Source organism: Ruminococcus sp. RTP21204st1_B2_RTP21204_210225 (assembly GCF_040914135.1).
Lineage (GTDB): Bacteria > Bacillota > Clostridia > Oscillospirales > Ruminococcaceae > Hominimerdicola > Hominimerdicola aceti.
The window spans coordinates 1-26,404 of sequence record NZ_JBCPGA010000019.1; the positions used below are offsets into that span (position 1 = coordinate 1).

The window sequence follows — 26,404 nt, forward strand, 5'->3', positions numbered from 1 at the left end:
TTTATTTTATCAGATTTTTGCCTATCTCTCTTTTCTTTTTTCTTAATTTTGTCCAATATCTATTGTAGCACTACACTGATATGTAAACATTTCTCCTTAAACCTATTGTAAACCCGCAAAAAATATGCTATAATAAGTGTGTATACATTATATAATATTACGAAAGAGGTCGAAGAACAATGACAAATTCTTATGAAAGCCCGTTTTGTACCAGATATGCAAGCAAGGAAATGCAGTTTATTTTCTCTGCTGACAAGAAGTTTACTACTTGGAGAAAGCTGTGGGTAGCCCTTGCCCGTGCTGAAATGAAGCTCGGTCTTAATGTTACTCAGGAGCAGGTAGACGAGCTTGAAGCTAACATTGATAATATAGATTATGCCGCTGCCGCTGAGCGTGAAAAGCTTGTTCGTCATGACGTTATGTCACACGTTTATGCTTATGGCCTTGTTTGTCCAAAGGCAGCAGGTATCATTCACCTTGGCGCAACTTCATGCTATGTAGGCGATAACACAGACGTTATCATTATGAGAGATGCACTTAAGGTCGTAAAGAGAAAGCTTGTCAAGGTTATCGACCAGCTTGCAAAGTTTGCCGATAAGTATAAGGCTATGCCTTGCCTTGCTTATACTCACCTCCAGCCTGCACAGCTCACAACAGTGGGCAAAAGAGCTACTCTTTGGTGCAATGAGCTTCTTATGGATCTTGAAGATCTGGATTTCAGACTTGCTAACCTCAAGCTCCTCGGCTCAAAGGGAACTACAGGCACTCAGGCTTCATTTATGGAGCTTTTCCACGGTGATACTGATAAGGTAAAAGAGCTTGAAAAAATGATAGCCGAGGAAATGGGCTTTGACGCTGTCGTTCCGGTTTCAGGTCAGACCTATTCAAGAAAAATGGACTATCAGGTATGCTCAGTTCTTGCAGGTATCGCTCAGTCTGCTATGAAGTTCTCAAACGATATAAGAATTTTGCAGTCATTCAAGGAGATCGAAGAGCCGTTCGAGAAAAATCAGATAGGCTCTTCCGCTATGGCATATAAGAGAAATCCAATGAGAGATGAGAGAATAACATCACTTGCCAGATACGTTATCTGCGACGTTCTCAACCCTGCATTCACAGCAGGTACACAGTGGTTTGAGAGAACTCTCGACGACTCTGCAAACAAGAGAATTTCCGTTGCCGAAGCTTTCCTGGGTGTTGACGCTATACTTAATATCATGCTCAATGTTACAGATCCTGACAACGGCTTGGTAGTATATGACAAGATCATCAGAAGAAGAGTTATGGCAGAGCTTCCTTTCATGGCTACCGAGAACATTATGATGGACGCTGTAGAAAAGGGCGGAAACAGACAGGAACTTCACGAAAGAATAAGAGAATATTCAATGGTAGCAGGCGCAAGAGTTAAGAAAGAGGGACTTGACAATAACCTATGCGAGCTTATCCTTAACGACCCTATGTTCATGATAACAAAGGAAGAAATGGATAAGATAATGAAGCCTGAAAACTTTATCGGCAGATGCCCACAGCAGGTGGACGAGTTTATCGAAAATTGCGTAAAGCCTGTTGTTGAAGCAAACGGCGTGTCTGACGATGTTGCAGAAATAAACGTATAATATCAAAGGATAAAAATTTTTCAGCGGGCTGATAGGTCTTTTCAGATCGTCAAGCCCCTGAATTTTATCTGATAAACATTATGAAGAAAAGCCAAAAAGGGGAGAAAACGTGAGAAACGGTGATAAAAATGGAACTTGAACAATATAAAAGCAGTGCCTTTGAAATATTCGACAGACTTCTCAGAGCCATGAGAAGCCCCGAGGGCTATGTCCACCCACAATCCCTTTTGTGCTGTATAGGTTCTCTTGCAGGCTATTCCTGTCAGCAGGACGTGAGAAAGCTTTTCATGACAGAGGGAGTTCAAGAGGAGGACGTTTTCACAGTGTTCACTGATAAGTCGGGCAGAAAGTATTTCTACGGCGATATCATTGACGAAAAGCTTGTGGGCAATAACTACTCAGTGTGGTCTTTTACCGCAGGAGTGCTAAAAAAATATAACGAGCCTTTTACGGACGTTGGGGAAATGCTACGCTACACTGCCGCAAACGCAGGGGGCGCAAGCTTTGGCAAAATAAGAAATTGTACCACAGGCGAAACTGTCCAAAGCTATATAAAGCTTCTTTGGCAACCGCTTCTGCCTATAGCGCAGAAGTCAGCAGGCAGGGGAGAGCTTCACATAGTTTTCGGACTTTGCATACAAAAAGCCATGATGACCTGCAAAAGCGCAGTTTCGCTTTCAGAGTGCGCAAGGATAATAATGGAAAGCGCCTTGACAGGGGCAAGGGTGGACTTCAAGGACTTGTAAGGTAAACAAAATAAAAAAATAGGGAGAAACTTAATATGAAAAATAGCAGAAAAACAGCCGTATTGCTGGCGGCATTGCTGTCAGTGTCACTTTGCGCCTGCGGACCTGTTGAGGAAGCCGCAGATAGCGTTTCAGAAACGAAAGATACTACTGCGGAAGCGGTGTCAGATACGCCCGACAGTGTGGAGGAAAGTTCGCAGACGGATGACAGTTCGCAGGTGGAAATAATTCGTGACCCTGAGCTTGTTTGTGACCTTAGCGAAATACCATATACAGCCAAATGCACCATAGAGGGCAATTTTGGTGCAGAGGCAATGCTTTCTGATTATTATGGTATAAACGCAATGATAAATTCTGACGAGCCGCTCCTTAGTATACCTGTCAAGTATACTGATGCTGATTTCGGGGGTGGGGTCATTCGTTTTGAGTTTAGCGACAAAATAAGCGACGAGCAGAAAGCCAGTGCAGTTATAATGCAGTTTGACGAGGATAGCACGTTCACGAAACTTGAAAGTTTCGTTGACGAAAATGGCATTTCTGCGAATATCACCACGGGTGGCGTTTACATGGTCATAGACAGCTATGTTTATGATATGTTTAACGGAGAGTCGGTGGATATAGACCGTTATGATATTGAAAACGGTTTGACCATAGAACTTTCGGATTTTTCTGCCGCTTTAGAGTTGCCTGAGATAGGTGGATTTTCTGCCGCAAAGTTGGAAAAGCATGAGATAACCACAGATGATTTTGACGGCACGAGAGATGTGAAGATTGTCTATGCAAATCTTATTGACGGCAAAGTGGACGAAAAATATGACGGGTTAAATCTGTCATTGTCTTATTATCAGCGGCTTGACAAGACCACGGTCGATGATATGCTAGATATGTATGCAAAGTCGGCTGATATCAGCTCTGATGATAATGTTTGGCTTGATTATCGGGGACTTGACCTTGGCAATGGCAAGCGTGGCTGTGTTATTGCGGCTCTGGGTGAGGATCAAAGTGTGAACGTTCAGGGCATATATGAGTTTTCTGACAGTGAATATATACAATATAATGTGGTGATACCACTAAAGTATGTTTCAATGGGAGAAGATATTTTCGATTCAGCTATGAGTTTTCGCTATGCAGAATAAACGCATTTATAATGTTGAGGCGGTCTTAGGAGGCTGCTGTTTTAAACGCTTTTTGAAAAGCTTTTTATATTGGTAAAAATTTTGCGGTCGTTACCGCATTGAAAGGATTTGATTTGATTGAAGATCGAAACACAATGTTTACACGAGGGCTATACGCCTAAAAACGGAGAGCCGAGAGTAGTGCCTATCGTACAAAGTACAACCTATGTCTATGACTCCTCAAGAGAGATAGCCGAGGTCTTTGACGACCCTACCAAGAGCCTTATCTACTCACGCTTTGAAAACCCTACCACAGACGCAGTTGAAAAGAAAATTGCCGCTCTCGAGGGTGGTGCAGCCGCAATGTGTACATCAAGCGGACAGGCTGCCACACTTTGCTCTATCCTGAACATCTGTCAGGCAGGGGACAGCTTTATAGCTTCCACTTCTATCTATGGCGGCACCATAAACCTTTTCAGCATAACAATGAAAAGACTTGGCATAGAGTGTATCTATGTTGACCCAGACGCTACAGATGATGAGATACAGGCGGCATTCAAGGATAATACAAAGCTTGTTTTCGGAGAAACTATCGCAAACCCTGCGCTGACAGTTTTCGATATCGAGCGTTTTGCAAATATCGCCCATAAGAATGGCGTTCCTCTTATCGTTGATAATACTTTTGCTACTCCATACCTTTGCAGACCTATCGAGTGGGGCGCAGATATCGTTATCCATTCTACATCAAAGTATATGGACGGCCACGCAGTTCAGGTTGGCGGCGTTATCGTTGACAGCGGCAAGTTCGATTGGACGGGCGGAAAGTTCCCTTGCATGACCGAGCCTGACGAAAGCTATCACGGCACTATCTACACCGAGAAATATTCTTTTGCACCTTATATCGTAAAAGCAAGAATGCAGCTTATGAGAGATTTCGGCTGCTATCCTGCTGCAAATTCCTCGTTCCTGCTCAATCTGGGACTTGAAACTCTCCCTGTAAGAATGAAGCAGTATTGCGAGAATGCGCTCACAGTGGCAAAATTCCTCGAAAGCAATGACAAGGTAGAGTCCGTTGCATATCCTGGACTTGAAAGCGATAAGTACCATAAGCTTGCTGAAAAGTATCTCCCTCTTGGCACAGCAGGCGTTATCTCGTTCGTTATCAAGGGCGGAAGAGATACAGCGGCAAAGTTCATGGACAGCCTTAAGCTTGCTTCCAACGAAGTTCACGTTGCCGATATCCGTACTTGTATCCTCCACCCAGCCTCCGCAACACACAGACAGCTTTCAGACGAACAGCTCGTTGCCGCAGGCATAAACGGCGGAATGATAAGACTTTCCGTAGGTCTTGAAAATGTCGAGGATATCATAGACGATCTGAAGCAGGGCTTTGCGGCTATCTAAAATCCACCGAAAGGAGAACAGCTTATGGCTTTGGAAAACAAACTTGGTATAACCGACTCTGCGACCCTTGCCAGAACAGAAGAAAAGCTAAGCAAGGAAAAGGCTGTTAAGCTGTTTGAACATGGCATTTTAGATAATCAGGAAGCAGGCAGTTTTCAGGCTCTCGCAGAGATACACAAATATCTTTTTGAGGATATCTATGATTTCGCAGGGAAAATAAGAACTGTGAATATTGCCAAAGGCGGCTTTCGATTTGCCCCTGTTATGTATCTTGAAAGCTCCCTTGAAAATATCGAAAAAATGCCACAAGGCGACTTTGACAGCATAGTTGAAAAGTATGTTGAAATGAATATCGCCCACCCATTCAGAGAGGGCAATGGCAGGTCAATGCGCATATGGCTGGATATAATGTTCAGAAAAGAGCTTTCTATGGCGGTAGATTGGAGCAGGATAGACAAGGAGGATTATCTCCTTGCCATGGAACGAAGCCCCATTCGTGATATCGAAATAAAGCACCTGCTTAAAAACGCCCTCACAGCGGATATAAATGACCGAGAGCTGTTTATGAAGGGCATAGACCAAAGCTATTATTATGAGGGTTATAACAGCTACAGCATTGATGACCTGAGATAAAAAAATCAAGGACGGATATTTCCTGCGAAATACCCGTCCTTTTTATATGCCTATCCATTCTCAGGGAGCGTAACAATAAAATTTGTACCCTTTCCGTATTGTGATTCTACACGGATATTGCCATTGCACAGCTCCACGATACGCTTAACAAGGGGCAAACCAAGTCCGTTTCCATCTGAAGCGTGCGCCCTGTCCCCTTGATAAAAACGCTCGAAAATGTGTGATATGGTCTGCTGATCCATGCCAATGCCACGGTCAGTTATCTCAGCCGTTATCACATCACCCTCTTTGAAAAGCTTTACTCTGATAGAGCTTCCCTCCGGGGAGAATTTTATGGCGTTGCCTATTATGTTCACCCATACCTGCGAAAGCATTTCCGCATTGGTGGTGTATTGTATCTCCTGCATATCAATGTCAAAGCTTATGTCCTTAGCCGTCCATTGCTTTTCCAGAAGAAGTATGCAGTTTCTTATCTGCTCGTCAAGGGAAAAGCTTGTCTTGTCAGTGATGATCTGCTGATTTTCAAGCTTTGAAAGCATAAGAATGTTCGATGAAAGATTGGTCAAACGCTTTGATTCGCTGATGATAATGTCAATGTATTCCTGCTTTTTCTCTTCTGACAGATTTTCTTTTTTTAGCTGTTTCGCAAAGCCTTGGATAGAAACGATAGGCGTTTTGAACTCGTGGGAGAAGCTGTTGATAAAATTCTCCCTGAACATCTCGATACCCCCAAGCTCCTGCGCCATTTTGTTGTAGCTTTCTATAAGCTCGTCTATCTCGCCGTTAAAACCTGTTACCTCTAACCTTTGAGAGAAATCTCCCTTTTCTACCCTGTGCATTGCCTTTTTTACCTCACGCACAGGTCTTACTATCTTGCTTGCTACAGCGGCAGAAATGCAAGTGCCGATTATTACAGATACCACAAGTCCCACAATAAGGAAAACAAAAGGCATTTGCAAAGGAGATAGAAAATGCAGGCATCTTTTTATGCCTATCATTATAAATCCCGTAAGAAGCCCTGCCCATATCATTATCATAAATACCGCCGAAACTATGCTGGCGTTCATGGTGTAATTTCGCCTGCGCTCTGAGCGAAGAGCAGAGATAAGATGTTTTTTCATGAGCCTATCCTTTCAGCTTGACTGCCTTGTAGCCAAGCCCTCTCACTGTCATTATCTCAAAATCGTGGTTATTCTTCAAATGCTCTCTTATGCGGTTTATGTGTACGTCCACAGTGCGCTCGTCAGTGTCTGAGGTCATATCCCAAAGCTCGTCCATAAGCTGACGGCGGGTGAATATCTTGTCGGGATAGGAAAGAAGCTTGTAAAGAAGCATGAACTCTTTCGGTGGAAGCTCCCTTATGCCCTCAGGGGTCTTGATAGTCAGTGCGTCATAGTCGAGAGTGGTGTCGCCCACCGTTATCTTGTGGTCGCTCACTATCTGTGAACGTCGCAAAAGTGCCTGAATGCGCAGAAGCATTTCCTCCTCGTCCACAGGCTTTACCATGTAATCGTCCGTACCTTTTATAAAGCCCTGCTTTTTGTCAAAAGCCGTTTCCTTAGCCGTCACCATTAATATAGGCGTCTGAAACCCAGCCTTGCGGATAGTTTCGCAAAGCTCCAAACCGTCCATACGAGGCATCATAACGTCCATTATAATAAGGTCAACGTGTTTTTCGTCCATTATTTCGAGAGCCTCTATACCGTCACGAGCCTCGATAGGTGTGTAGCCGTTGTCGCTAAGCACATCACAGGTCAGTTTGCGAGTGTTAGTGTCGTCCTCCACCACAAGTATGTGAAACATTTTTACTCCTCCGTTCACTTTGCATTTTTTTATTATATCACCGTTTTATTAACGTGATATTAACGATGTCAAGACACATTTAGTTCAAAATTTCATGTTGATCCTGCACAATTTAAGGGGTATTGCCTTGTGCAAACAAATGATTTATATTTTAATTTGGCAACATTTCTGCAATTGTTGCATTTTTTATGCAACAAAGCACCCCATTTTCGGGATAAGTATAGGGGTATTATCCCAAATTGAATATCCTGCAAGGTAGCAGTGTATGAGGAAACATTTTGTCAACGTGAGTTAGGTGAACACGATGAGAGGTTCTGATCGCACAGAAAAGCACTTCCTGCACCTTGTTTGAAGCTTGAAAACTGAATAAAAATCGTACAAAACCACAAAATTACGGCAACAAATCTGTAGGGGCGAACAGCGTTCGCCCGTCGAAGAAACAAGTTCACGATTACAACCATTGTAGGACAGAACAAAAAAACTATCCTATCACGCTTGTAGGGGCTTGGCGAAATTTCTGTTCGCAAGCTCACAGAAATGCGACAGCCCGCTCGAAGTGACGAGGTTTGAATTTACCATAAAGTCATGAAGATGTACAAAGACGTGCGAGGGGGTCGGGACGTCGGATTTCTGCAAAGCAGAAATTGTGCCGTTCCCCTACAATTCTGAAATTATAACAAATTCTGAACACGGGCGAACGCTGTTCGCCCCTACAGTTATTTGGGCAAGTCCTACCTCCGCAAAATCGCTCCGCTCTTTGCGTATCTACATTGCGCTTAGGGCTAGAAAGGCGGTGCAGATTTAATTCTCCGATATCACTTTTATCTGATATTTGACTTCTATATGCTTTTGATACTACAATCTGCACCTTGTCGGCTTGCGCCGAATGAGGCTCTGCCTCATACTCCGACAGGGCTTTGCCCTGTACCCACAAGCCCTCTAGCGCCGGGCTTGAGCGTGCGCTTTATCTCTTGCTTCGCTCGGTACTTTATTTTTACTTTATGCTTGCAATTTACTTTGGTCTGCTATGCTCATTCCTCATTCCTCACTCCTCACTTAAATCCCCCCTCCGACAATTTTTTTACCCAAAACTGTGTTATGTTTAAACTGAGTTTATAAAACCCTATTATAATATCTTTACAATAACAAAAATAGGAGAAAATATATGCTTAGTTTAAAGGACATAAAAAAAGATTATGTCGTTGGTGATTCCACTGTTTCTGCCCTTAAAGGCGTTAGCATTGATTTTCGTGAGAATGAGTTCGTTTCTATCCTCGGCCCGTCAGGCTGCGGTAAAACCACTCTTTTGAACATTATCGGCGGCCTTGACAGATATACCAGCGGTGACCTTAACATTAACGGCAAATCTACCAAGGATTTCAAGGATTGCGACTGGGATTCCTACAGAAACCATTCTATAGGTTTTGTGTTCCAGAGCTATAACCTTATACCGCACCAGACAGTGCTTTCAAACGTTGAGCTTGCTTTGACCCTCTCAGGTGTTTCAAAGTCAGAAAGACGTGAAAGAGCCGTCAAGGCTCTCGAGCAGGTGGGTCTTGGCGACCAGCTCCACAAAAAGCCTAATCAGATGTCAGGCGGTCAGATGCAGAGAGTTGCCATTGCGAGAGCCTTGGTGAATGAGCCTGATATTCTGCTTGCAGACGAACCTACAGGTGCGCTTGATACTGAAACAAGCGTGCAGATAATGGAGCTTTTGAAGAGCATTTCAAAGGACAAGCTTATTATAATGGTAACGCACAATCCTGAGCTTGCAATGAAATATTCTTCAAGGATAATCAAACTTCTTGACGGAAAGGTCATAGACGATTCCGACCCTCTTGACAAGAATGTTGTGGAGCCTATCAAAAAGCCTGAAAAAGAGCCTACAAAGGCTGACAAAAAGGCGGCGAAGAAAGAACGCAAAAAGCTTAAAACTTCCATGAACTTCCTTACTGCGCTGTCTTTGAGCCGAAACAATCTTATGACAAAAAAGGCAAGAACGCTTCTTACCTCTTTTGCAGGCTCTATTGGTATAATCGGTATCGCACTTATTCTTTCTATCTCAAACGGCGTTCAGCTTTATATAGATCAGGTGCAGTCTGATACCCTTTCAAGCTATCCGCTTCAGATAACAAAGACCACCGCAAGTATAGGCGAGATAATGAACACCATGGCGAAAAACCATGAGGGGTCGGGAAAGCATGACATGGACAAGGTCTATTCTCAGAATGCCATGGGCGAGATGATAAACACTCTCATGGAAGAAACAAAGGTCAACAATCTGGAGAAGTTCAAGAAATATCTTGACGATAACAGCGACCTGAAGGACCTTACAAGCGACGTTCAGTACACATACGCCACTACACTTAACGTTTTTACGGAGAGCGACAGCGGTGTAATGCAGGTCAATCCGTCAACGCTTCTTGAAGATATGGGATATATGTCCTCAACTCAGATGGAAGCAATGTCCATGAGTGGCTCAATGGGTGGCATGATGGGCATGGGTACTGACGTATGGAGCGAAATGATAGATAATGAGGAGCTTATCGACAAGCAGTATGACGTTATCGCAGGACGTTTGCCTGAAAAGTATAACGAAGTTGTGCTTGTAGTCGATAAGAACAACGAGATAAACGACTATGTGCTTTATTCTCTCGGACTTCTCGACCCAAGCTCACTTAACGGCATAGTAAGACGTGCCATGGCAGGAGAGGATATATCCGTTGACAGCGAACAGCACGTTTACACCTATAATGAGCTTCTTGACCTGAAATTCAAGGTCGTTCCTACACCTGATTTCTATAAGAAAAAAGACGGTGTGTGGGAAGATATGACAGGCGATGAGAGCTACATGAAAAAGGCTGTTGCAAACGGCACAGAAATAAGTGTAGTCGGTATCCTGCGACCTGATGAGGACGCTTCCTCTGCTTCCATAAGCGGTGCGATAGGCTATCGTCATGACCTTATGACATATCTTATCGACGAAGTAGATAACAGCGAGATAGTAAAAGAGCAGATAGCAAACCCTGACATAGATGTTTTCACAGGACTTAAGTTCAAAACGGACGAGAATGCGGCAGATACAGACAGCAGTTCAGAAACCGTTTCCGACAGCACAGCCGATACAGAAAGCAAGGCTGACGAAACAGCAGACAGCTCCGACACAGATAAGAAGGCTGGTTTGGTTGCAGGCGACAGCTCTATGGAGATACCTGAGGGAATGACCGAGGAGCAGTATAAGGCTCTTATGGAGCAGAGCGGTGCTTCCGATACAGGCGAGCTTGCAGATATGGGCATGAATGCCATGGGTTCAATGGATATGTCAGCAATTCAGGGCGGTGATATGTCATCGCTTACCGAAACTCAGAAGAAGTATATAGCTTCACTTTCTGACGAGCAACTGGAGCTTATGAAGCAAATGCTCAAAGAACAGTCCGACACAAATGCGGATCAGCTTGCAAACAGCGGAAAATATTCCACTTCAAACTATGACAACAACATGAAAACTCTTGGTTATTCAGTTGTTGAAGACCCTGACAGCATAAATATCTATCCTGTGGACTTTGCTTCAAAGGAAAAGATAATAGATATTATCGACGATTATAACGACAGTGTTGGCGAAGAGGACAAGATAGAATACACAGATTATGTTGGTCTTATGATGAGTTCTATCACCTCTATCATAAACGCTATCAGCTACGTTCTTATCGCATTTGTTGCAATTTCACTTGTCGTATCATCTATCATGATAGGCATTATAACCTACATCTCAGTTTTGGAAAGAACAAAGGAGATAGGTATTCTGAGAAGTATAGGTGCTTCAAAGAGGGATATATCAAGAGTGTTCAATGCCGAAACAGTTATCGTGGGATTTGTGGCAGGTGCATTGGGAATAATTATCTCCTATCTGCTCACAATACCGATAAACATGATAATCGCACATCTTACAGACGTGCCGATAAGAGCTTCAATACCTGTCAGTGCGGCAGTTATACTCATTGCGATAAGCGTTTGCCTGACGCTTATCGCAGGTCTGTTCCCGTCAAGAGTGGCGGCAAAGAAAGACCCTGTTATCGCACTGAGAACAGAATAGTTTATTTTAGATCTCAAGGAGGTAATCACTATGAAAAAGCTTACAGCAGAAAAAATTGACAACATCATGGGTGCAATGAGTTGTATCGTAACAGGTTTTTGTCTTATGGCTCTCATTATGATGGGACATTGCTGATTTCCTGACATTTCCACAACAAATTCCTATATAAGCTCTGCCCGTCATACCATTTTGGTTGGCGGGCAGTAGTTTTCTTGTGAATTGGTGCGGTATGGCTTAGAATATTCTATAAACCGTCACAAATTTTACACAATAATAGGTTATTATATAAGCAAAGAATATGAATTAAGGCAGCAACACACAAGCATTGTATGCAAAGCAAATAGGTGTTCTTTGTGCGGTGTTGCCTGAATAGGAGGGAATGACTATGGCAAAAATTCTTGTAGTCGATGACGAAATTAAAATAAGAGAGATAATCAAAGAGTATGCCGAGTTTGAGGGATATGAAGTAGCTCAGGCTGAGGACGGTATGCAGGCTGTGGAAATGGTGAAAAATCAGGATTTCGATATCATCATAATGGACGTTATGATGCCGAAGCTTGACGGCTATTCAGCTTGCAAGGAGATAAGAAAAATAAAGCAGATACCTGTTATAATGCTTTCCGCAAGGGGCGAGGAGTATGACAAGCTTTTCGGCTTTGAGATAGGCGTTGACGATTATGTAGTAAAACCGTTCTCGCCAAAGGAGCTTATGGCAAGGATAAGGGCGGTGCTTAACCGCGCGTCAGCTTCTCAGCGCACTGAGGACGTTATAAGATACGAGGGATTAGAGATAAACTTTACAGCCCGTGAGGTAAAGATAGACGGGGAGAAGGTTTCCATGACTCCGAAAGAGTATGACCTGCTTTTCTATCTGGTGAAGAACATGAACATTGCGCTTTCAAGAGAGAAGCTTCTTGAAGAGGTATGGGGCTTTGATTTTTACGGTGACGACAGAACTGTGGACACTCACATAAAAATGCTGAGAAACAGCCTTGGAAAATACCGCAATCTTATTGTTACTCTGAGAGGAATGGGATATAAGTTTGAAAAGATCCAGTAAGCTTGCAGAAGTCAAGGAAAAAGTCAGCAATAAGACAGCGGAGATAAAGGCGAAAAGAAGTCTGCGGTCATATGTGTGGATGTATTTTATCTTCTTCACGGCTTTTATTCTTATTCTTATTTGGCTTTTTCAGTATTTTTTCTTGGAAAGATATTATCAGTCGGCGAAGATAAGAGATATCACAGACGCTGCAAATCAGATAATCCAAGCATATGGCACTGACCAGCAGGAGGTAACGAACCGCTCGCTGGCTTTTGACAACAGCCTTTGCATTGTTATAACGGACGAAATGGGCAATCCTCTTGTGATGGAAAACAACATGGGAGCATATTCGCATCTTAACAAGGTCATAAACAAGGGCTATGGCATCGGACTTTTCAAGATGATATCTAAGCTAAAGCAGTCGGACGATAACTACATCACGAAAATTGCTCAGAATGAGAATTTCAAGAGCAAGGAGATATTTTACTGCACGTCTATCTACACTGATGATTCGGATAAGCAGGCGTATCTTTTCATTGAAAGCTCAATAGAGCCGATAGATTCCACTGTAAGCATTATAAGAGAACAGCTCATTTATATCACTATCATACTTTTTGAGCTTGCTTTTATTGTGACCATGTATATCTCAAAGCGACTTTCAAAGCCTATCGTTGACATTACGAACACGGCGAAGAAATTCGGTGAAGGGGATTATACGGTGGAGTTCAATGGTCATGGCTATTGTGAGATAGAGGAGCTTTCCACGGTGCTTAACAATGCCAAGGACGAGATACAAAAGGTATCGGAGCTTAGGAAAGACCTTATTGCGAACATATCTCACGACCTGAGAACACCGCTCACTATGGTAAAGGCTTATGCGGAAATGATAAGGGACTTGTCGGGGGATAATCCTGTGAAGAGGCAGGAGCATATCCAAGTCATTATCGACGAGGCTGACAGGCTTTCAAGTCTGGTAAATAATCTGCTGGAGCTTTCAAAGCTGGAGTCGGGCAATGCGGAGCTTAAACTCACGGACTTCTCTATTGTTGACAAGCTCAATGACTGCATGACTCGATATCAGATACTCATAGAGCAAAATGGTTATGATATCAAGTATATCCCAGATGAGGACAGAGTGATAACGGCGGATATTGCAAAGCTTGATCAGGTAATTTACAACTTTATAAACAACGCTATAAACTACACGGGTGACAATAAGGTCATTCGTATCAAGCAGATAAACAAGGCTGATGTGGTTCGTATTGAAGTAACAGACAACGGAAAGGGCATTTCTAAGGAACTTCTGCCGAAGATATTTGACAGATACTACCGTGACGCAAAGGTAAAGCGTGACGTGGTAGGCACAGGACTTGGACTTTCCATTTGTCAGGAGATACTCAAAGCCCACGGCTTTGCATACGGCGTTCAATCGGAGGAGGGCAAAGGCTCGACCTTCTGGTTTGAAGCAAAGATCGCAAAGCAGGAGAGCAAGACTGTTCAGAAAATGGAGAGCAGGCTTTCGCTCAGCGGGCTGGAGGAAAAATAGAGTAAAATATAAGAGTGCATTATCTGAGGTGGTAATGCACTCTTTTTTTATTATATCAGCGTCTGCCATGGTGAAATAACAAAGTTGGGTTTATAAATAATGATCCATGAGCGGCAATAAAAAAACCGCCTTACATAAAGTAAAGCGGATCGGGTGCAGGGGCACGCCCCTGAATTTGTAAAAGTGACACACAAATTATCACAGCGGTGACTTTGTGTGTTTACAAAAACACTTGATGGGAAATGCCCGCCACGGCGAAACAATGGTTGGGTTTTAGATAAAATTGATGAGCGGCAATAAAAAATCCGCCTTACATAAAGTAAAGCGGATTGGGTGCAGGGGCACGCCCCTGCTGGTGGAGGTGAGGAGAATCGAACTCCTGTCCGAAAGCCTATCCCCACGAACTTCTACGAGTGTATTCTGTTATTGCGGAAAACTCCCGTTCCCTTGCACAAAGGCAAACAGACACGCCTGTGTGTTTGGTAGGCTGTGATACATCACAAGGCTACAGCCATCGCTTTGTAACGTTCACCACTGATCGACGCCTTTACCAAAGCCGTGGTACTCTAAGGCAAGACGAGCGCTGACTTAAGCAGCAGCTAATTCAAAATTATCGTTGTCGTCTAATTTTAAAACGTACGCCGTTTAAAGAGTGTGCGCTCCTCTACTCGCTTATCGTGCTTCAAAACCCCCGTCGAAACCTTTACACCCCCAGGTTAGTTTCGCTCTTTCATGGCACGCTCTATGTCACGCTGTGCGGCTTTCTTTGCCATGTCGTCACGCTTGTCATAAAGCTTTTTACCCTTGCAAAGCCCAAGTGCAAGCTTGACTTTGCTGCCTTTGAAATATAGCGACATCGGGATAAGCGTAAGACCCTCCTGCTGTACCTTTCCGAACAGCCTCAGTATCTCACGTTTGTGGAGCAGCAGCTTTCTCTCCCGGCGTGGATCACGGTTGAAAATATTGCCGTGTTCATAAGGGGATATGTGCATACCCTTGACCCACATCTCTCCGTCCTCGATAGAACACCAACTGTCTTTCAGATTGACGCCGCCATTCCTTATAGACTTGACCTCTGTTCCCACAAGCTCGATACCACACTCTATCTGCTCAAGCACGAAATAATCGTGACGTGCCTTTCGGTTGTCGGCAATCTGCTTTGTGCCTTTTTTGTCTATCGCCATACTGCTCACCTCCCGTGGAATATTATTATAACACCATTTCATGCCTTTGTCAACAGGCAAAGAGTTCAAAAAATTGTACAAATGGTCGTAATGTTTAGATTTTTACACATCTCTGTGTGTGCTTATGTGCAAATTCTAGTATTGAAATAGCTTTGATGGTGTGATATAATATTAGGTGTGAGAAATAGTTATTTTAAAGATGAGAGAAGATCTGGTATGAAAAATAAGAAAATAGATATGTTAAACGGCCCGCTTGTGGGCAAGATCGTTATTTTTGCACTGCCCCTTGCATTGTCAAGTATTTTGCAGCAGCTTTTTAACTCCGCTGACCTTGCGGTGGTGGGCAGATTTGACAGCGACAAAGCCATGGCGGCGGTTGGAAGCAATTCTTCATTGGTGAACCTTATTGTAAGCCTTTTTCTGGGGCTTTCTGTCGGTGCAAACGTTGTGGTGGCCAGGCTTATAGGTCAGGGAAAAAAAGATAAGGCAAACGAGGCTGTACATACGGTGGTGCTTTTGGCGGTCATAAGCGGATTTATCATACTGGGTGTAGGCGAGATACTTGCACCGATACTCCTTGGTATGATGAATGTGCCTGACGATGTTTTAAAGCTTGCAACGCTGTATCTCAGGATATTCTTCTTTGCAATGCCTTTTATAGAGATATATGACTTTGGTTCGGCAGTGCTTAGGAGCAAGGGCGACAGCACCCGACCTCTTTACGCTCTTATCACCGCAGGCGTTATAAATGTTATTCTGAACCTTGTGTTTGTGATCGTGTTCAAAATGGGTGTGGCAGGCGTTGCAACGGCAACTGTTATATCAAACTTTTTCAGTGCCTGCATGATACTTTACTTTCTTACCCACGAGGAGGAGATGCTAAGACTTGATTTCAGAAAGCTCAGGATACGCTGGAAATATCTCCTCGGTATCATAAAGATAGGCTTGCCGGCTGGTTTGCAGAGCATGGTTTTCTCACTGTCAAACGTTGTGATACAGGCGGCGATAAACAGCTTCGGTTCAGACGGTATCGCTGGAAGCACAGCGGAACAGAATTTTGAGTTCATGGCATATTTTGTGATAAACGCTTTCGCTCAGACTGCGACCACCTTTACAAGTCAGAATTTTGCGGCTCAGGATAAGGAACGCTGTAAAAAGATATACAGGCTTTGCACCTTTATCGGGCTTGCAAGCTGTCTTGGGCTGAGTATGATATTCCTTATTGGCAGACACCTTTTTATACAGATCTTCTCAACGGACGAGAACGTTATACACTACGCAATGATAAGAATGTGGTCAGTTTGCCTGTTGGAGCTTCTTACGGGCGTTTACGAAATATCGGGCGGCTGTCTTAGGGGAATGGGTCACTCTATGACACCTGCGGTCATAACTGTGCTTGGCACCTGCGTGTTCAGGCTTGTGTGGGTGAACACGATTTATGCGGCTCACAGAAGCTATCTTATGCTTATGATAGTTTACCCTGTTTCCTGGGTGATAACAGGCACTGCGGTAACAGTGGCTTACTTTATCACAAGGCGCAAAGAGTTTGCACAGATAGGTAAACGCAGGGCGGATATTATTTGATAGACAGGCGACAATTCGGATAGACGTGGGAAGGGGCAAACGCTGTTCGCCTCTACAAAAAAAGATAAATCTGCACTCTGAAAGCTTTAGGATTTTCGGAGTGCAGATTTTTTTGAAAAAAGTCGCAACTGTCCAAAAAAAGTTACCACAAATGGTTTTTAGTGTGATATAATACATACATCAGGAACGAACAAAGACTTCTGCACACTCCTTCTAAGTTGTTTAAATTGTGTTTTATTTGTTATCTTATGTTTACTATTGACTCCTTTGTTTTATTTGTTTTTTTCATAATACCCCCTTTACTGTGTTCCTGAGAGCAGAAGTCATTTTTTTACCGCAGTTCTTTTTGAACTGCGGTATCTTTTTTTATGTGTTACATAAGCTTATAAAAATTGGCGTCATGCTTTTGATACAAAGCCTTTTCGCAGAAGTGGGATAAGTATTCCGCCAATGGAGTTGCCAAGGGACATTATAATAAGGTAGCCAAAGGCTTTAATGCTCCATAAATCTGCTATGGTAAAGAAATACATATTAGCGACGCAGTGTTCAAAGCCGCTGAGGATAAAGACCACAACGGGGAGAAATATTGCAAGTATCTGTCCCACAGGGTTTTGGATAGTTTTATAGCCGTCTGCGGCAACGAACATAAGTATTCCGCAGAAAAATGATAGGATAAAAACGCTTGTGATATTATCCCCAAGCTTTATATTGCAAAGCTCTGTGGCTTTGTCGCTTATGATGGATATGCGTGTTTGGGTAATAAGCAGGACGGAGAGGACGGCTCCTGCAAAATTGCCGATCCATATTATGCCAAGCTCACCGAGATAAGAGGGTTTGTTTTCAACTGCGTAGCCGACTTTTCCTGTGAAGAGATTAAAGCCGAAAGACAGTATCACGAAAAGTCCTATGCCGAAAAGAAGCGCTCCCAAATATTTGTTAGGGCAGGAAAGATAGACTGTTCCGCCTATGGCTATCGCCACGCCTGTGAGCAAAGAACGCAGAAATATGTCGATAATTTTCTTCATGTAAATTCTCCTATAACTTTTTTGTGACAAAGCACTGTGTTATTATACTATATTATAATGGCTGTTTCAACAAAAAAAGTGGCATTGTTTACACTTATTTTGATTTTTGTTTCCAAGTAAGCCATGGGCAACATGAGTTTTGCGACATATTTCTTGCGACATAGGAGATATGCGATGTGAAGAATAGTCAGAACAGATCCAGCATACTGTCAAGATAAATTTGCTCTCTGACCTTTAGCTGATGTTCGGGTCTTGTCATATAGTAGAGCAGAAATTCAAGTATCAGGGCGCTTCCAAGGCTTCTGCCCTCTATTTTGAAGTTTGAAAAGCCCATTGGGAGATAGGTATTTTGGATATCTTCTATGCCGATAAAGGCGGGGCTTTCCATGGCTTTTGAAAAGCGGTAGCCCTCTGAGGCATTGGGTGCTTTGCAAACATGGTCGGGGCAGTTTTCACCGAGATTTTTGCGGCTGACGTTTTCATAGCAGTTTTTTCGGTCTGCACAGCCTACATAACAGCACTCGTTGCAAAGAAACTCAACCTTGTTTTTCTGCTCAGTGGTGAGATCGGAGAGTTTATCCAGGGCTTTGTTTAGGCGAAAGTCGGGGACTACATAGGAAAAATCGTCATTATCAAGCTCGTTTACAAGCTGAGAAAACTCGGTAAGGACTTTTGTGGTAGAGGACACAAAATAGAGGTGGGGATAATTCTCTTTCAGATATGAAAGAAGCAGGTCGGAGCATATTATCATGCCATTTTGTGGAGGCGGGCTTTGGGAAAACAGCCTGCAAAGGTCGTTGCACTTTTTGTCTGAAAGGTGTTCTTCTCTTAGCAGGGAATTGCTGAAGGTCAGCCGTGAGGAGATGTTATATTCTTTCATAAGGTCGAGGACTTCTCGTGGAGAATGTTCGCCGAAGCCTGCTCGTCCGCCGCCCCATATACAGTCGGCAGGTGCGCCATAGACAGAGCCTATTTCGCACCAGTCATAGAAATAATCTCTATGCTCACGGAATATGGGCAGGAAAGCGGTGTAAAGGTCATAAAACTCGAAAAGCCCCGGCAGGTGGTAATATGCTTTATTGGTCATGTGGGGTCACCTCTTTTTTTATCATTATAGCATGGCGGGGGTGGGAAGTCAAAGTTATTTTTCCATTACTACTATCTTGTTTGAGATATTGCTCACAGGCTTTATCTTTTTAAGAAGCTTTGGTTTTTTCATTCATATCCATTTTTTTCTCCTGTGGTGCCATCTGGCTAGTTGTGACTAACTCGTCTTTTTTTTATGATAGCACATTGAGGGGGGAAATGTCAACAGAGGTGGGGCGGATAGGGGAGTTGGGGCAGAAAAATACCGATACAGGGGAGCTGTATCGGTGGATATATCTGAAGTTAGTTATTGTTATATCAATAATCTCCCAATATCATTAGAATGTCTTTACCGTATTTTAGGCATTTGGCATCACCAAAGCCTTTTATTGATTTTAGTTCTTCTAAAGTTTGAGGATTAGTTTTTATTATCTCTTCAAGCTGAGCATTATTAAAAATGAAATATGGCTTGATTTTTTCCTTAACACTTTGTTTGTAGCGATAGTCTTTTAATGCTTTATATACAGGTGAATTTTCAATGCTGTCAAAATATGTGTTTTGAATTGGCTCTTCCTTTACAGTAACTGTTTTTTCCTCATTGACTTCAAGCTGATATTTGGCAGTATAGTCAGTAGTATTTGGAATGCTGCTTTGCAGAAAGAAATTAGCCAATTCTTTCATTTGCTTATCTGACATATTTTCGTTTCGGCTTTCGTCATTCAGTCTTTTTATATAGCTGTTAAGTCCGTCAACTTTAACTATCTTGGATTTTATATCCTTAGGTGCATACTTCATGTCAATTATGGTTTTTGGATTAGCTAAAACAACTACTGACTTATATGTATCGTCAAAATAATGTTCAAAAATAGCCTTGGTGAGTAAGCCTTTAGTGTTTCGACGCTTTTCTTTTATCATATCCAAATGACGCTGATTTTGAGTTATAGGGCTATATATACCTTCTTTATGATAGCGTTTTCCAAATTGAATGGTTCTAGTGAAATCTCCCTGATTATTAACAGTAATATTTCCATAGAGGTTTTTGCACTCAATTATCAGTATCACTTTTCGTGTGATTACTATATAGTCTATCTGCGTTGTAAGTCCATTTTCTTCAAAGAAAATATCGTGAAGAATATACATAGGCATATGACTGTTTTTCAGCTCAAACATCAATGCCTCTTCGCCTTTTATGCCATAGTAAACAAGTTTTTTGTCCTGTTCTATTTGTTCCTTGACACTTTCAGGTGCAAGCTTTGAATAAAAGTCCAGCTGCTCAAGTTGTTTTTTCGCACTGCTGTCCTCTTTTAGTACCACAGGTTCACGAAGTTTATCAAATAATCCCATATAATTTTCCTCCGATAGTTTTTTAGATAGTGTTATTATACCATATTCCGTATGTCATTTCAAGTATTTTACTTTGCAATGTGGTACAATTATTGTAGTACTACACAGATTAAAAGGGCTTGACTTTGAGGGCTGTTGAAATATTGCGGATAATGTGATATACTGTCAATAAACGAAATACCGCAGCAACGATAGGACGGACAATGTGCTTGTCAGGGTTTCTTCTTTCGCAAGGCTAAGTGAGGCTTATCCTAATTATTTTGCGGATATAGGGGAATTTGTTGGCGTTGTAAAGGGGTACTTGAAGTGAGATACATTACAGAGGTGACGGCAAAATGACATACCATTATTATGGCGACAAAAATGCTGATATTGTTCTTATCCAGCCTGTGGGCGACCATGATCTGCCTGAGATAGAAAACGAGGTGGCAGAGATAAAAAAGCTCACGAGTGTGGATTTTCAGCTTATTGCGGTGAAGGTCGATGATTGGAACGATGAGTTATCGCCTTGGAACGCTCCTGCGGTATTTGGCAATGAGGGCTTCGGCAATGGAGCGGAAGACACTCTGGCGGAGATATTAACGCTTTGCTCGGACAAGAGCAAGGATTATTACATTGGCGGATATTCTCTGGCAGGGCTTTTTGCCTTGTGGGCGGCGTTTCAAACGGAGAAATTTTCAGGCGTTGCGGCGGCTTCTCCGTCGGTGTGGTTTCCTGATTTTGTGGGGTATATGAAAGAGAATAAGATAAAATGCGACGCTGTTTATCTCAGCCTTGGTGACAAGGAAGAAAGGACGAAAAATGCGGTCATGTCAAAGGTGGGCGACTGTATCCGTGAGAGTTATGATTTGCTGACGGGGCAGGGTATCGAATGCGCCCTTGAATGGAACAAGGGCGGGCATTTTAAAGAGCCTGCTTGGCGGACAGCTAAGGGGTTTGCTTGGGTGATGAACGAAAGATAGGGGAATGGCAATGGATAAGAAAAATTGTAAAACAGGCTTATGATATTGCCAAACTAAGAGACAGGTCGATCAAGGAAACAAAAGAGACAAAATATTTTGACAACGCATCTATTGGCGTACTTCCAGAGATCATTACAGAAAACAACATTGTTGTTGCAAGTTCCAATAATGGTGCAGTGCAGAATATCGTAAATGAGCTTCCACTTACCAAGAAACAAATCGACCAAAAGTTTGTTGAGGAGCTTAAAGGTGCTGACTATTTTTGCAGTATCGCTCTCAAATAAAGCCCGTACTCACAATGGATTCAAACATTCTGAATATGCTTAGAGAACATTTTGGAGTCACTGAAAAATATTTATCAAATTCCGCATCAACGCAGACATTGACTGAATGTTGCCGCTACCCGTGCAAAAAAAGAATTTTACATTGTTGGAGATAAAAAATTATATCTGAATTGCGGCGCTGATACGCTGTTTGACGGGCTTTTTGCGTGGCGGAACTTCTAAATTTGGGATTATAGCATGGCGGGGGTGGGAAGTCAAAGTTATTTTTCCATTACTACTATCTTGTTTGAGATATTGCTCACAGGCTTTATCTTTTTAAGAAGCTTGAATATTGGGATAAACTCCGCCATTCCCTCGGCAAGGCTATGTTCTTCTATAAAGCGGAAGTTTGGGATAAGCTTTGCAAGCTCTTTGCCGTCCTTGACGCCCCATGTGAATTTGGCTTTGCTGCCCTCGATAGACTTTTCTTTCATACGCTTTACCATAGTGGGGCTCATTGTCTCGACCAATACTGTGACGTGTTCAAAGCGTTTGTTTATGACGTCAAATATCTCCTTTACGTTCTTTTCTGAGAGGTACATAGTCAGACCCTCGATAATGACGATAGCAGGGGCATCGTGCTCGGTTATTTCTCCACTCCAATCGTCCATTGCGGACATTGCTATCTGGGATATCTCGCCTGATTCAGGGAGAAGCTTTTCTCTCACGGCGATAGTTTCGGGCAGGTCAAGGTTATACCAATGGGTGTAGCCGTTCATTCTGTAACAGCGTGTATCAAGTCCGCAGGCGATATTCACCACCACTGCGCCCTTGTTTTTTGCAAGATACTTGTTCGCAAGCTTATCGAGGACTATTGTCCTTGCCACAACGCCACTGTGCATTGCTGAGTCCTTGTCGGCAAGTGAAAAATCATAGTTTATCTTATCTATTATCTCCACGGCTTTTGTATCTTTTATCGCGCCCCTTGTTTTTGTCTCCTTTGCACGGGCGTAAACAGTTTGAAGCATAGTTTCAGGCACGCCTGAGAGCTTTGGTTTTTCATTCATATCCATTTTTCTTCCTCCTGCGGTGTTATTAAGATAGTTGCAACTAACTTGCCTTTTTTATGATAGCACATTGAGGGGGAAATGTCAATAGAGGGGGGGATATGGGCGTTGGGGCAGAAAAATACCGATACAGAAAGTCTGTATCGGTGGGTGTGAGTAAAAGGAGTAAACTGAAATTTATTACTCATAAACGGAAAATTTAATAAATTCATATGGCAATCCCATATCTTCGGAATATTTGCGTATCTCTGCCTTTTCGTCATCATTCATTTCGTTATAGAATGGTCGGTCTGATACTTTCCAATATATTCTAACTTCATCTATTATCAACACATCTCCCCAAGGGGCAGCATATAATTCCCCGACTTTATATTTTCCAAGTTCTTTATATACTCTTGTGGTATAACAATATCCCAATTTCTTTAAGTATTTTTGGATAGATCCATATTCATATTCGGGAAATGATATTTTTTCAAACATACAATAGACCTCCTGCAAATGTAACACAAACTGTTTTATCCTCGTCGGTTATGTTATTAGGACAAGTATATCACATTTTGAAGTGATTTTCAAGGGGCTGGTTTATTTTGTCAACATAAAACTCACTGTCTGTTTCAAAACAGTAGGCGCACAGCCGTCCACCTGAGGCACAGCCACAGTCTATGGCTATGTGTCCGTTGGCTTTGTAGGCTTCGGGTCTGCCGTGGTTTGGAATATTGGCGGTAGGGGTGTGACCTGTCACAAGGAAAGTATTCGGGTCGCTGAAATAGCGTTTTGAATAGTCGGCACGCTCCCAGATAAGCTGGTGGAGGGTGTATTCATCAAGGGGCTTATCCTCGCTAAAGCCCCCAAGACCTGCATGGGTGAGGACAAAACGTTTGCCGTTTATGGTGATATCCTCATACATTGAGAAGCTTTTAAGAAACTCCATAAAGTCCACACGGTCGGCTTTGGAGAGGGAAATAAATTCGCTGAAAGTGGGTTTGCCTCCGCTGGTGAGCCAATCAATCAGGTCTAGCCGTTCGTCTTTCGTAAGATTGCTCACATCATTTTTTATAAGGTGGCGGAGATTGATATAGGCAAGGTGTTCGTGGTTGCCGAACAGCGGGATAACATTATCACGAGCCATGATGTCGTTATAGATCTCCATAGGCTTTTCGCCTCTGTCGCAAATGTCACCTATGATATAGAGGGTATCGTCCTCAGAAAAGTTGATTTTTTCGAGAAGCTTAATATACTCCTCATAACAGCCGTGGATATCAGATATTGCATATGTCATAAAAGCACCTCGCTGGGTTTTGGGTCGGGTTTCTTGTCTATTCTATTATAGCATACTTAGGGGTAAAATTGGGGAGGTTTGAAAAAAAATTTTACCCATTGGCATAGAGTTCGCTTCAAGCTGTATAATGGGGGTAAGCTCATGGAACTCTTTTGGCTTATGTTATCTGAGTGAACCCTTGGTGCTTATAGGCATTGTCACCACCGCAAGGTCTGCCACGCTGCTTTTCAGTGTGGCGAGAGCCTGTGGTGTTGTGTGACCATTATTTTGATAATAATTTAACTGTACCTTTATAAACTGAAATTTGTCGAACGAAAGAAAGGTTTTTGTTGTTTACTGATCATGTAAAATCATTGCTCAAATATGCAAGCGTACTTTGGATCTTCTGTAATTAACTTCTTTTCCTTCTCTGGAAAGGAAGTCGCAGTCTTTACTAAAAAGCTTGGCTCACATACAATTACTTTATGACCTGACGGATTTACAGATTTCAACAGTGATGAAGTAAAATGCTCATCGTTATTCTCATCATTTATGCTCTTATTATTCCGTTCTTCCGATCTTTTGGATTGTTTAATTTTCCATTGTTCAAATTTAATATATTGCTCAAACGCTGAATCAAAACAGTCCATTGCAACTTTATGATCTCCGATATTATTTGCGATTTTGACGCATCTCATATCTATAAAACATAAGTCACTGTGAAATCCATGGCATTCAGTACCTACTATTTTATCAAACAACTGTCGAGTCAATAAAAGAAGCTCCAATCCTTCTCGACTATTATTCAGCTCATTATTACACACTATCGCTTCATCAAGTGATTTTTGAAAAGCATGAAGAAGCTCTAACACTGCGTCTCCACGATATTGTTCAGCCCTTTTCTCATCATTTATACTGCCGATACTTCCTAAATTTCCTAACAGAACTTGTCTGCACAATTCAAGGTCGGGCTGTTCAGATGCTTTCTGCTCGGCTTTTTCATATTTACCAAGGCAGGAATATACGGATAATAACGGAATGATACACGATTGGTCATGAGGCAATAATTTCTCATACAGTTTAGCGGCTTCTTCCCAAAAGATATTTGGCTCTTTGCCTTTATTTTTCCAACCTTGCTTATGTAAAGCACAAGCAAGCTTGGTCTTAAAATCCATTCTGTCTGGAAACTCTTCAAGCCCTCTACGCATTAGAGCAATACACTCTGTCATATCATCGTTATTATTTATCAGCCATTGAGCCTTATCATTATATTCCTGAATAATTCTGTTTCTGTCATTATTATAGCCAAACAATTCATCGATCGATATATGGAAATAGTTAGCTATCGATGGGATCATCTCCATGTCCGGATAACCGCCATTTGCCTCCCACCTTGAAATGGCTTGTGGCGTAACACCTAAGGCGGTGGCTAGGTCCTCTTGCTTCCTTCCTGTCACCTTTCGCAGTTCTTTTATTTTCTCACCAATTTTTACTTGCATTTAAATACCTCCGAATTATTTTATCACCGGTGTACGCTAATTATAGCATAGAGATAAACCCAGGTCAATTATCAATTCGTTGTTTCGTACTCAATGATTCGTTGCTTTATAAAAACGTCCAAGTGGGCAACATTTTCCGACTTTGCCACTAAAAAATGATAAAATGGACAGAATAAGCAACTGTCCAAAAATTGTTACCACAAATCTTAAAAAATATGGTATAATATTAGAAATACAGTTTGGAGGTGTGATTATGGAATCTGAAAAATACAACAGAAACAAGGAAATGCTTGACGATTATATAGGCTACAAGCTGACAACAGAAAACAGCTCTCAGCATAGTTCGTTCAATCTCAAAGGAATCGTTGTCGCCGTGTTGATCATCATAGGGATAGCCATGATCTATGATGCCCTGCGCCCCAAATGCGCACACTCAGGCTGTGACAATACTCCTGAAGAAGGCAGTTGCTACTGTTTGATACATGACCCTAAGTATTACAATAATAAGAACAGCTATACTCCAGTATTCACAACTGCTACAACATCACGTCCGAAAACCACTACAGCAAGTAGTTCAGCTAACAGAGCTACCCGTAAGAATACCAATAAAACCTCAACCAGTAAATCTGCTGAGTATGATGGTCATGATTATGACGACCCAGAGGATCTCTATGAGGATCACTATGATGATTTCTATGACTACGAGGATGCAGAGGATTATTGGGAGGAGAATAATTGACTCTTTTTTCATACAAGAAAAAGCATAAATGCAACAGACGTTCCATTTGGATAAAATGAAACGTCTTTTGTTTGATAATAGTTTTATCGTAGTCCTATAAACAGGAAAATGTAATGTCTACACGGCAGACGGATAAATCTGTGAGATATTGTCCCGTATATTCTACTTTCTAAAATCTCTGGGACTGCACCCGTAGGCTTCTTTAAAGGCTTTTGAAAAATAGCTGTGATCGTCAAAGCCGCAAAGCCCACAGATAGCATTTATCGAGTCAGATGTGTTTTTTATCATATATGCCGCATTGCACAGACCCCAGTTATAGGTAATGGAAAATAGTCTTAATAGGAAAGTGTATATCAATATAGTTTTTTATGTGGGTTCGGTATAGCTTTAGGCTA

23 protein-coding genes and 1 other RNA gene are annotated in these 26,404 nt (G+C 42.3%); 12 read left to right on the forward strand and 12 right to left on the reverse strand.

Going from position 1 to position 26,404, the window contains the following annotated elements:
- Positions 1 to 179: 179 nt before the first annotated feature.
- The 5 genes from purB to fic all read left to right on the forward strand — a co-directional run bounded on the left by purB (position 180) and on the right by fic (position 5,514).
- Positions 180 to 1,616 carry an adenylosuccinate lyase gene (gene purB, locus AB5123_RS08205; protein WP_046441833.1) on the forward strand — a complete coding sequence of 479 codons (1,437 nt, stop codon included), beginning with the start codon at positions 180 to 182 and terminating at the stop codon, positions 1,614 to 1,616.
- 128 nt (positions 1,617 to 1,744) lie between these two features.
- The gene (locus AB5123_RS08210; RefSeq protein ID WP_022288726.1) at positions 1,745 to 2,362 is read left to right on the forward strand and encodes a hypothetical protein; all 618 of its coding nucleotides are present in this window, start codon (positions 1,745 to 1,747) and stop codon (positions 2,360 to 2,362) included.
- Positions 2,363 to 2,397: 35 nt separating this feature from the next.
- Positions 2,398 to 3,498: a hypothetical protein gene (locus tag AB5123_RS08215; RefSeq protein ID WP_368364689.1), complete on the forward strand. Its 1,101-nt coding sequence runs from the start codon at positions 2,398 to 2,400 to the stop codon at positions 3,496 to 3,498.
- Positions 3,499 to 3,615: 117 nt separating this feature from the next.
- A complete protein-coding gene (locus tag AB5123_RS08220) occupies positions 3,616 to 4,881 on the forward strand; it encodes an O-acetylhomoserine aminocarboxypropyltransferase/cysteine synthase family protein (RefSeq protein WP_038672257.1) in 1,266 nt (421 codons plus the stop codon).
- A gap of 24 nt (positions 4,882 to 4,905) precedes the next feature.
- Positions 4,906 to 5,514, forward strand: a complete 609-nt coding sequence (gene fic, locus AB5123_RS08225; protein WP_337812483.1) for a protein adenylyltransferase Fic — start codon at positions 4,906 to 4,908, stop codon at positions 5,512 to 5,514.
- A gap of 50 nt (positions 5,515 to 5,564) precedes the next feature.
- Here fic and AB5123_RS08230 read toward each other — a convergent pair whose 3' ends face one another.
- A complete protein-coding gene (locus tag AB5123_RS08230; protein ID WP_329966662.1) occupies positions 5,565 to 6,635 on the reverse strand; it encodes a HAMP domain-containing sensor histidine kinase in 1,071 nt (356 codons plus the stop codon).
- 4 nt (positions 6,636 to 6,639) lie between these two features.
- Entirely contained in the window at positions 6,640 to 7,317 is a 678-nt protein-coding gene (locus tag AB5123_RS08235) for a response regulator transcription factor (protein WP_117859183.1), read from the reverse strand.
- Between the two features lie 1,165 nt (positions 7,318 to 8,482).
- Here AB5123_RS08235 and AB5123_RS08240 point away from each other — a divergent pair.
- The 3 genes from AB5123_RS08240 (at position 8,483) to AB5123_RS08250 (ending at position 13,998) form a co-directional block, all read left to right on the forward strand.
- A complete protein-coding gene (locus AB5123_RS08240; protein ID WP_368364690.1) occupies positions 8,483 to 11,410 on the forward strand; it encodes an ATP-binding cassette domain-containing protein in 2,928 nt (975 codons plus the stop codon).
- Positions 11,411 to 11,795: 385 nt separating this feature from the next.
- Entirely contained in the window at positions 11,796 to 12,470 is a 675-nt protein-coding gene (locus AB5123_RS08245) for a response regulator transcription factor (protein ID WP_022286586.1), read from the forward strand.
- Positions 12,454 to 13,998, forward strand: coding sequence for a sensor histidine kinase (locus AB5123_RS08250; RefSeq protein WP_368364691.1), 1,545 nt, complete (start codon positions 12,454 to 12,456; stop codon positions 13,996 to 13,998). Before AB5123_RS08245 ends, AB5123_RS08250 begins: the two co-directional genes overlap by 17 nt.
- 353 nt (positions 13,999 to 14,351) lie before the next feature.
- On the opposite strand, the gene ssrA is transcribed toward AB5123_RS08250, so the two are convergent.
- Together ssrA and smpB are read right to left on the reverse strand one after the other, a co-directional pair.
- Positions 14,352 to 14,711: a transfer-messenger RNA gene (gene ssrA / locus AB5123_RS08255) on the reverse strand.
- A gap of 3 nt (positions 14,712 to 14,714) precedes the next feature.
- A complete protein-coding gene (gene smpB / locus AB5123_RS08260) occupies positions 14,715 to 15,182 on the reverse strand; it encodes an SsrA-binding protein SmpB (RefSeq protein WP_337811932.1) in 468 nt (155 codons plus the stop codon).
- Positions 15,183 to 15,398: 216 nt separating this feature from the next.
- Between smpB and AB5123_RS08265 the strand changes: the two genes are divergently transcribed.
- Positions 15,399 to 16,766, forward strand: coding sequence for an MATE family efflux transporter (locus AB5123_RS08265; protein WP_337811931.1), 1,368 nt, complete (start codon positions 15,399 to 15,401; stop codon positions 16,764 to 16,766).
- A gap of 398 nt (positions 16,767 to 17,164) precedes the next feature.
- On the opposite strand, the gene AB5123_RS08270 is transcribed toward AB5123_RS08265, so the two are convergent.
- The 3 genes from AB5123_RS08270 to AB5123_RS08280 form a co-directional block, all read right to left on the reverse strand.
- Positions 17,165 to 17,791, reverse strand: coding sequence for a formate/nitrite transporter family protein (locus AB5123_RS08270; RefSeq protein ID WP_337811930.1), 627 nt, complete (start codon positions 17,789 to 17,791; stop codon positions 17,165 to 17,167).
- A 187-nt stretch (positions 17,792 to 17,978) separates the two neighbouring features.
- Positions 17,979 to 18,878 carry a hypothetical protein gene (locus tag AB5123_RS08275; RefSeq protein ID WP_337811929.1) on the reverse strand — a complete coding sequence of 300 codons (900 nt, stop codon included), beginning with the start codon at positions 18,876 to 18,878 and terminating at the stop codon, positions 17,979 to 17,981.
- 317 nt (positions 18,879 to 19,195) lie between these two features.
- Complete coding sequence (locus tag AB5123_RS08280; RefSeq protein WP_117894000.1) at positions 19,196 to 20,221, reverse strand: NERD domain-containing protein; 1,026 nt, start codon at positions 20,219 to 20,221, stop codon at positions 19,196 to 19,198.
- Between the two features lie 335 nt (positions 20,222 to 20,556).
- Between AB5123_RS08280 and AB5123_RS08285 the strand changes: the two genes are divergently transcribed.
- Together AB5123_RS08285 and AB5123_RS08290 are read left to right on the forward strand one after the other, a co-directional pair.
- Positions 20,557 to 21,183, forward strand: a complete 627-nt coding sequence (locus AB5123_RS08285; RefSeq protein ID WP_117894004.1) for an esterase — start codon at positions 20,557 to 20,559, stop codon at positions 21,181 to 21,183.
- Positions 21,162 to 21,467, forward strand: a complete 306-nt coding sequence (locus AB5123_RS08290) for a hypothetical protein (RefSeq protein ID WP_117894007.1) — start codon at positions 21,162 to 21,164, stop codon at positions 21,465 to 21,467. The genes AB5123_RS08285 and AB5123_RS08290 overlap by 22 nt, the downstream gene beginning before the upstream one ends.
- A gap of 260 nt (positions 21,468 to 21,727) precedes the next feature.
- Here the strand turns inward: AB5123_RS08290 and AB5123_RS08295 are convergent, their stop codons facing one another.
- The 4 genes from AB5123_RS08295 to AB5123_RS08310 form a co-directional block, all read right to left on the reverse strand.
- Positions 21,728 to 22,519 carry a class I SAM-dependent methyltransferase gene (locus AB5123_RS08295; protein ID WP_353889033.1) on the reverse strand — a complete coding sequence of 264 codons (792 nt, stop codon included), beginning with the start codon at positions 22,517 to 22,519 and terminating at the stop codon, positions 21,728 to 21,730.
- Positions 22,520 to 22,693: 174 nt separating this feature from the next.
- On the reverse strand, positions 22,694 to 22,993 hold the full coding sequence (locus AB5123_RS08300; RefSeq protein ID WP_289148143.1) for a hypothetical protein: 300 nt from the start codon (positions 22,991 to 22,993) through the stop codon (positions 22,694 to 22,696).
- Between the two features lie 70 nt (positions 22,994 to 23,063).
- Positions 23,064 to 23,792 carry a metallophosphoesterase gene (locus tag AB5123_RS08305; RefSeq protein WP_117859218.1) on the reverse strand — a complete coding sequence of 243 codons (729 nt, stop codon included), beginning with the start codon at positions 23,790 to 23,792 and terminating at the stop codon, positions 23,064 to 23,066.
- 350 nt (positions 23,793 to 24,142) lie between these two features.
- Positions 24,143 to 25,270, reverse strand: coding sequence for a helix-turn-helix transcriptional regulator (locus tag AB5123_RS08310; protein WP_330043280.1), 1,128 nt, complete (start codon positions 25,268 to 25,270; stop codon positions 24,143 to 24,145).
- A gap of 253 nt (positions 25,271 to 25,523) precedes the next feature.
- Between AB5123_RS08310 and AB5123_RS08315 the strand changes: the two genes are divergently transcribed.
- The gene (locus tag AB5123_RS08315; protein ID WP_118054349.1) at positions 25,524 to 26,009 is read left to right on the forward strand and encodes a hypothetical protein; all 486 of its coding nucleotides are present in this window, start codon (positions 25,524 to 25,526) and stop codon (positions 26,007 to 26,009) included.
- A gap of 162 nt (positions 26,010 to 26,171) precedes the next feature.
- Here AB5123_RS08315 and AB5123_RS08320 read toward each other — a convergent pair whose 3' ends face one another.
- On the reverse strand, positions 26,172 to 26,366 hold the full coding sequence (locus tag AB5123_RS08320; protein ID WP_302682421.1) for an AraC family transcriptional regulator: 195 nt from the start codon (positions 26,364 to 26,366) through the stop codon (positions 26,172 to 26,174).
- Positions 26,367 to 26,404: the final 38 nt, after the last annotated feature.

Excerpts from the sequence above, each read along its gene's own strand:
- purB (WP_046441833.1), top strand. The coding sequence starts at position 180 with ATGACAAATTCTTATGAAAGCCCGTTTTGTACCAGATATGCAAGCAAG.
- AB5123_RS08210 (WP_022288726.1), top strand. The coding sequence starts at position 1,745 with ATGGAACTTGAACAATATAAAAGCAGTGCCTTTGAAATATTCGACAGA.
- AB5123_RS08215 (WP_368364689.1), top strand. The coding sequence starts at position 2,398 with ATGAAAAATAGCAGAAAAACAGCCGTATTGCTGGCGGCATTGCTGTCA.
- fic (WP_337812483.1), top strand. The coding sequence starts at position 4,906 with ATGGCTTTGGAAAACAAACTTGGTATAACCGACTCTGCGACCCTTGCC.
- AB5123_RS08230 (WP_329966662.1), bottom strand. The coding sequence starts at position 6,635 with ATGAAAAAACATCTTATCTCTGCTCTTCGCTCAGAGCGCAGGCGAAAT.
- AB5123_RS08235 (WP_117859183.1), bottom strand. The coding sequence starts at position 7,317 with ATGTTTCACATACTTGTGGTGGAGGACGACACTAACACTCGCAAACTG.
- AB5123_RS08240 (WP_368364690.1), top strand. The coding sequence starts at position 8,483 with ATGCTTAGTTTAAAGGACATAAAAAAAGATTATGTCGTTGGTGATTCC.
- AB5123_RS08245 (WP_022286586.1), top strand. The coding sequence starts at position 11,796 with ATGGCAAAAATTCTTGTAGTCGATGACGAAATTAAAATAAGAGAGATA.
- smpB (WP_337811932.1), bottom strand. The coding sequence starts at position 15,182 with ATGGCGATAGACAAAAAAGGCACAAAGCAGATTGCCGACAACCGAAAG.
- AB5123_RS08265 (WP_337811931.1), top strand. The coding sequence starts at position 15,399 with ATGAAAAATAAGAAAATAGATATGTTAAACGGCCCGCTTGTGGGCAAG.
- AB5123_RS08270 (WP_337811930.1), bottom strand. The coding sequence starts at position 17,791 with ATGAAGAAAATTATCGACATATTTCTGCGTTCTTTGCTCACAGGCGTG.
- AB5123_RS08275 (WP_337811929.1), bottom strand. The coding sequence starts at position 18,878 with ATGACCAATAAAGCATATTACCACCTGCCGGGGCTTTTCGAGTTTTAT.
- AB5123_RS08280 (WP_117894000.1), bottom strand. The coding sequence starts at position 20,221 with ATGGGATTATTTGATAAACTTCGTGAACCTGTGGTACTAAAAGAGGAC.
- AB5123_RS08285 (WP_117894004.1), top strand. The coding sequence starts at position 20,557 with ATGACATACCATTATTATGGCGACAAAAATGCTGATATTGTTCTTATC.
- AB5123_RS08295 (WP_353889033.1), bottom strand. The coding sequence starts at position 22,519 with ATGGATATGAATGAAAAACCAAAGCTCTCAGGCGTGCCTGAAACTATG.
- AB5123_RS08300 (WP_289148143.1), bottom strand. The coding sequence starts at position 22,993 with ATGTTTGAAAAAATATCATTTCCCGAATATGAATATGGATCTATCCAA.
- AB5123_RS08305 (WP_117859218.1), bottom strand. The coding sequence starts at position 23,792 with ATGACATATGCAATATCTGATATCCACGGCTGTTATGAGGAGTATATT.
- AB5123_RS08310 (WP_330043280.1), bottom strand. The coding sequence starts at position 25,270 with ATGCAAGTAAAAATTGGTGAGAAAATAAAAGAACTGCGAAAGGTGACA.
- AB5123_RS08315 (WP_118054349.1), top strand. The coding sequence starts at position 25,524 with ATGGAATCTGAAAAATACAACAGAAACAAGGAAATGCTTGACGATTAT.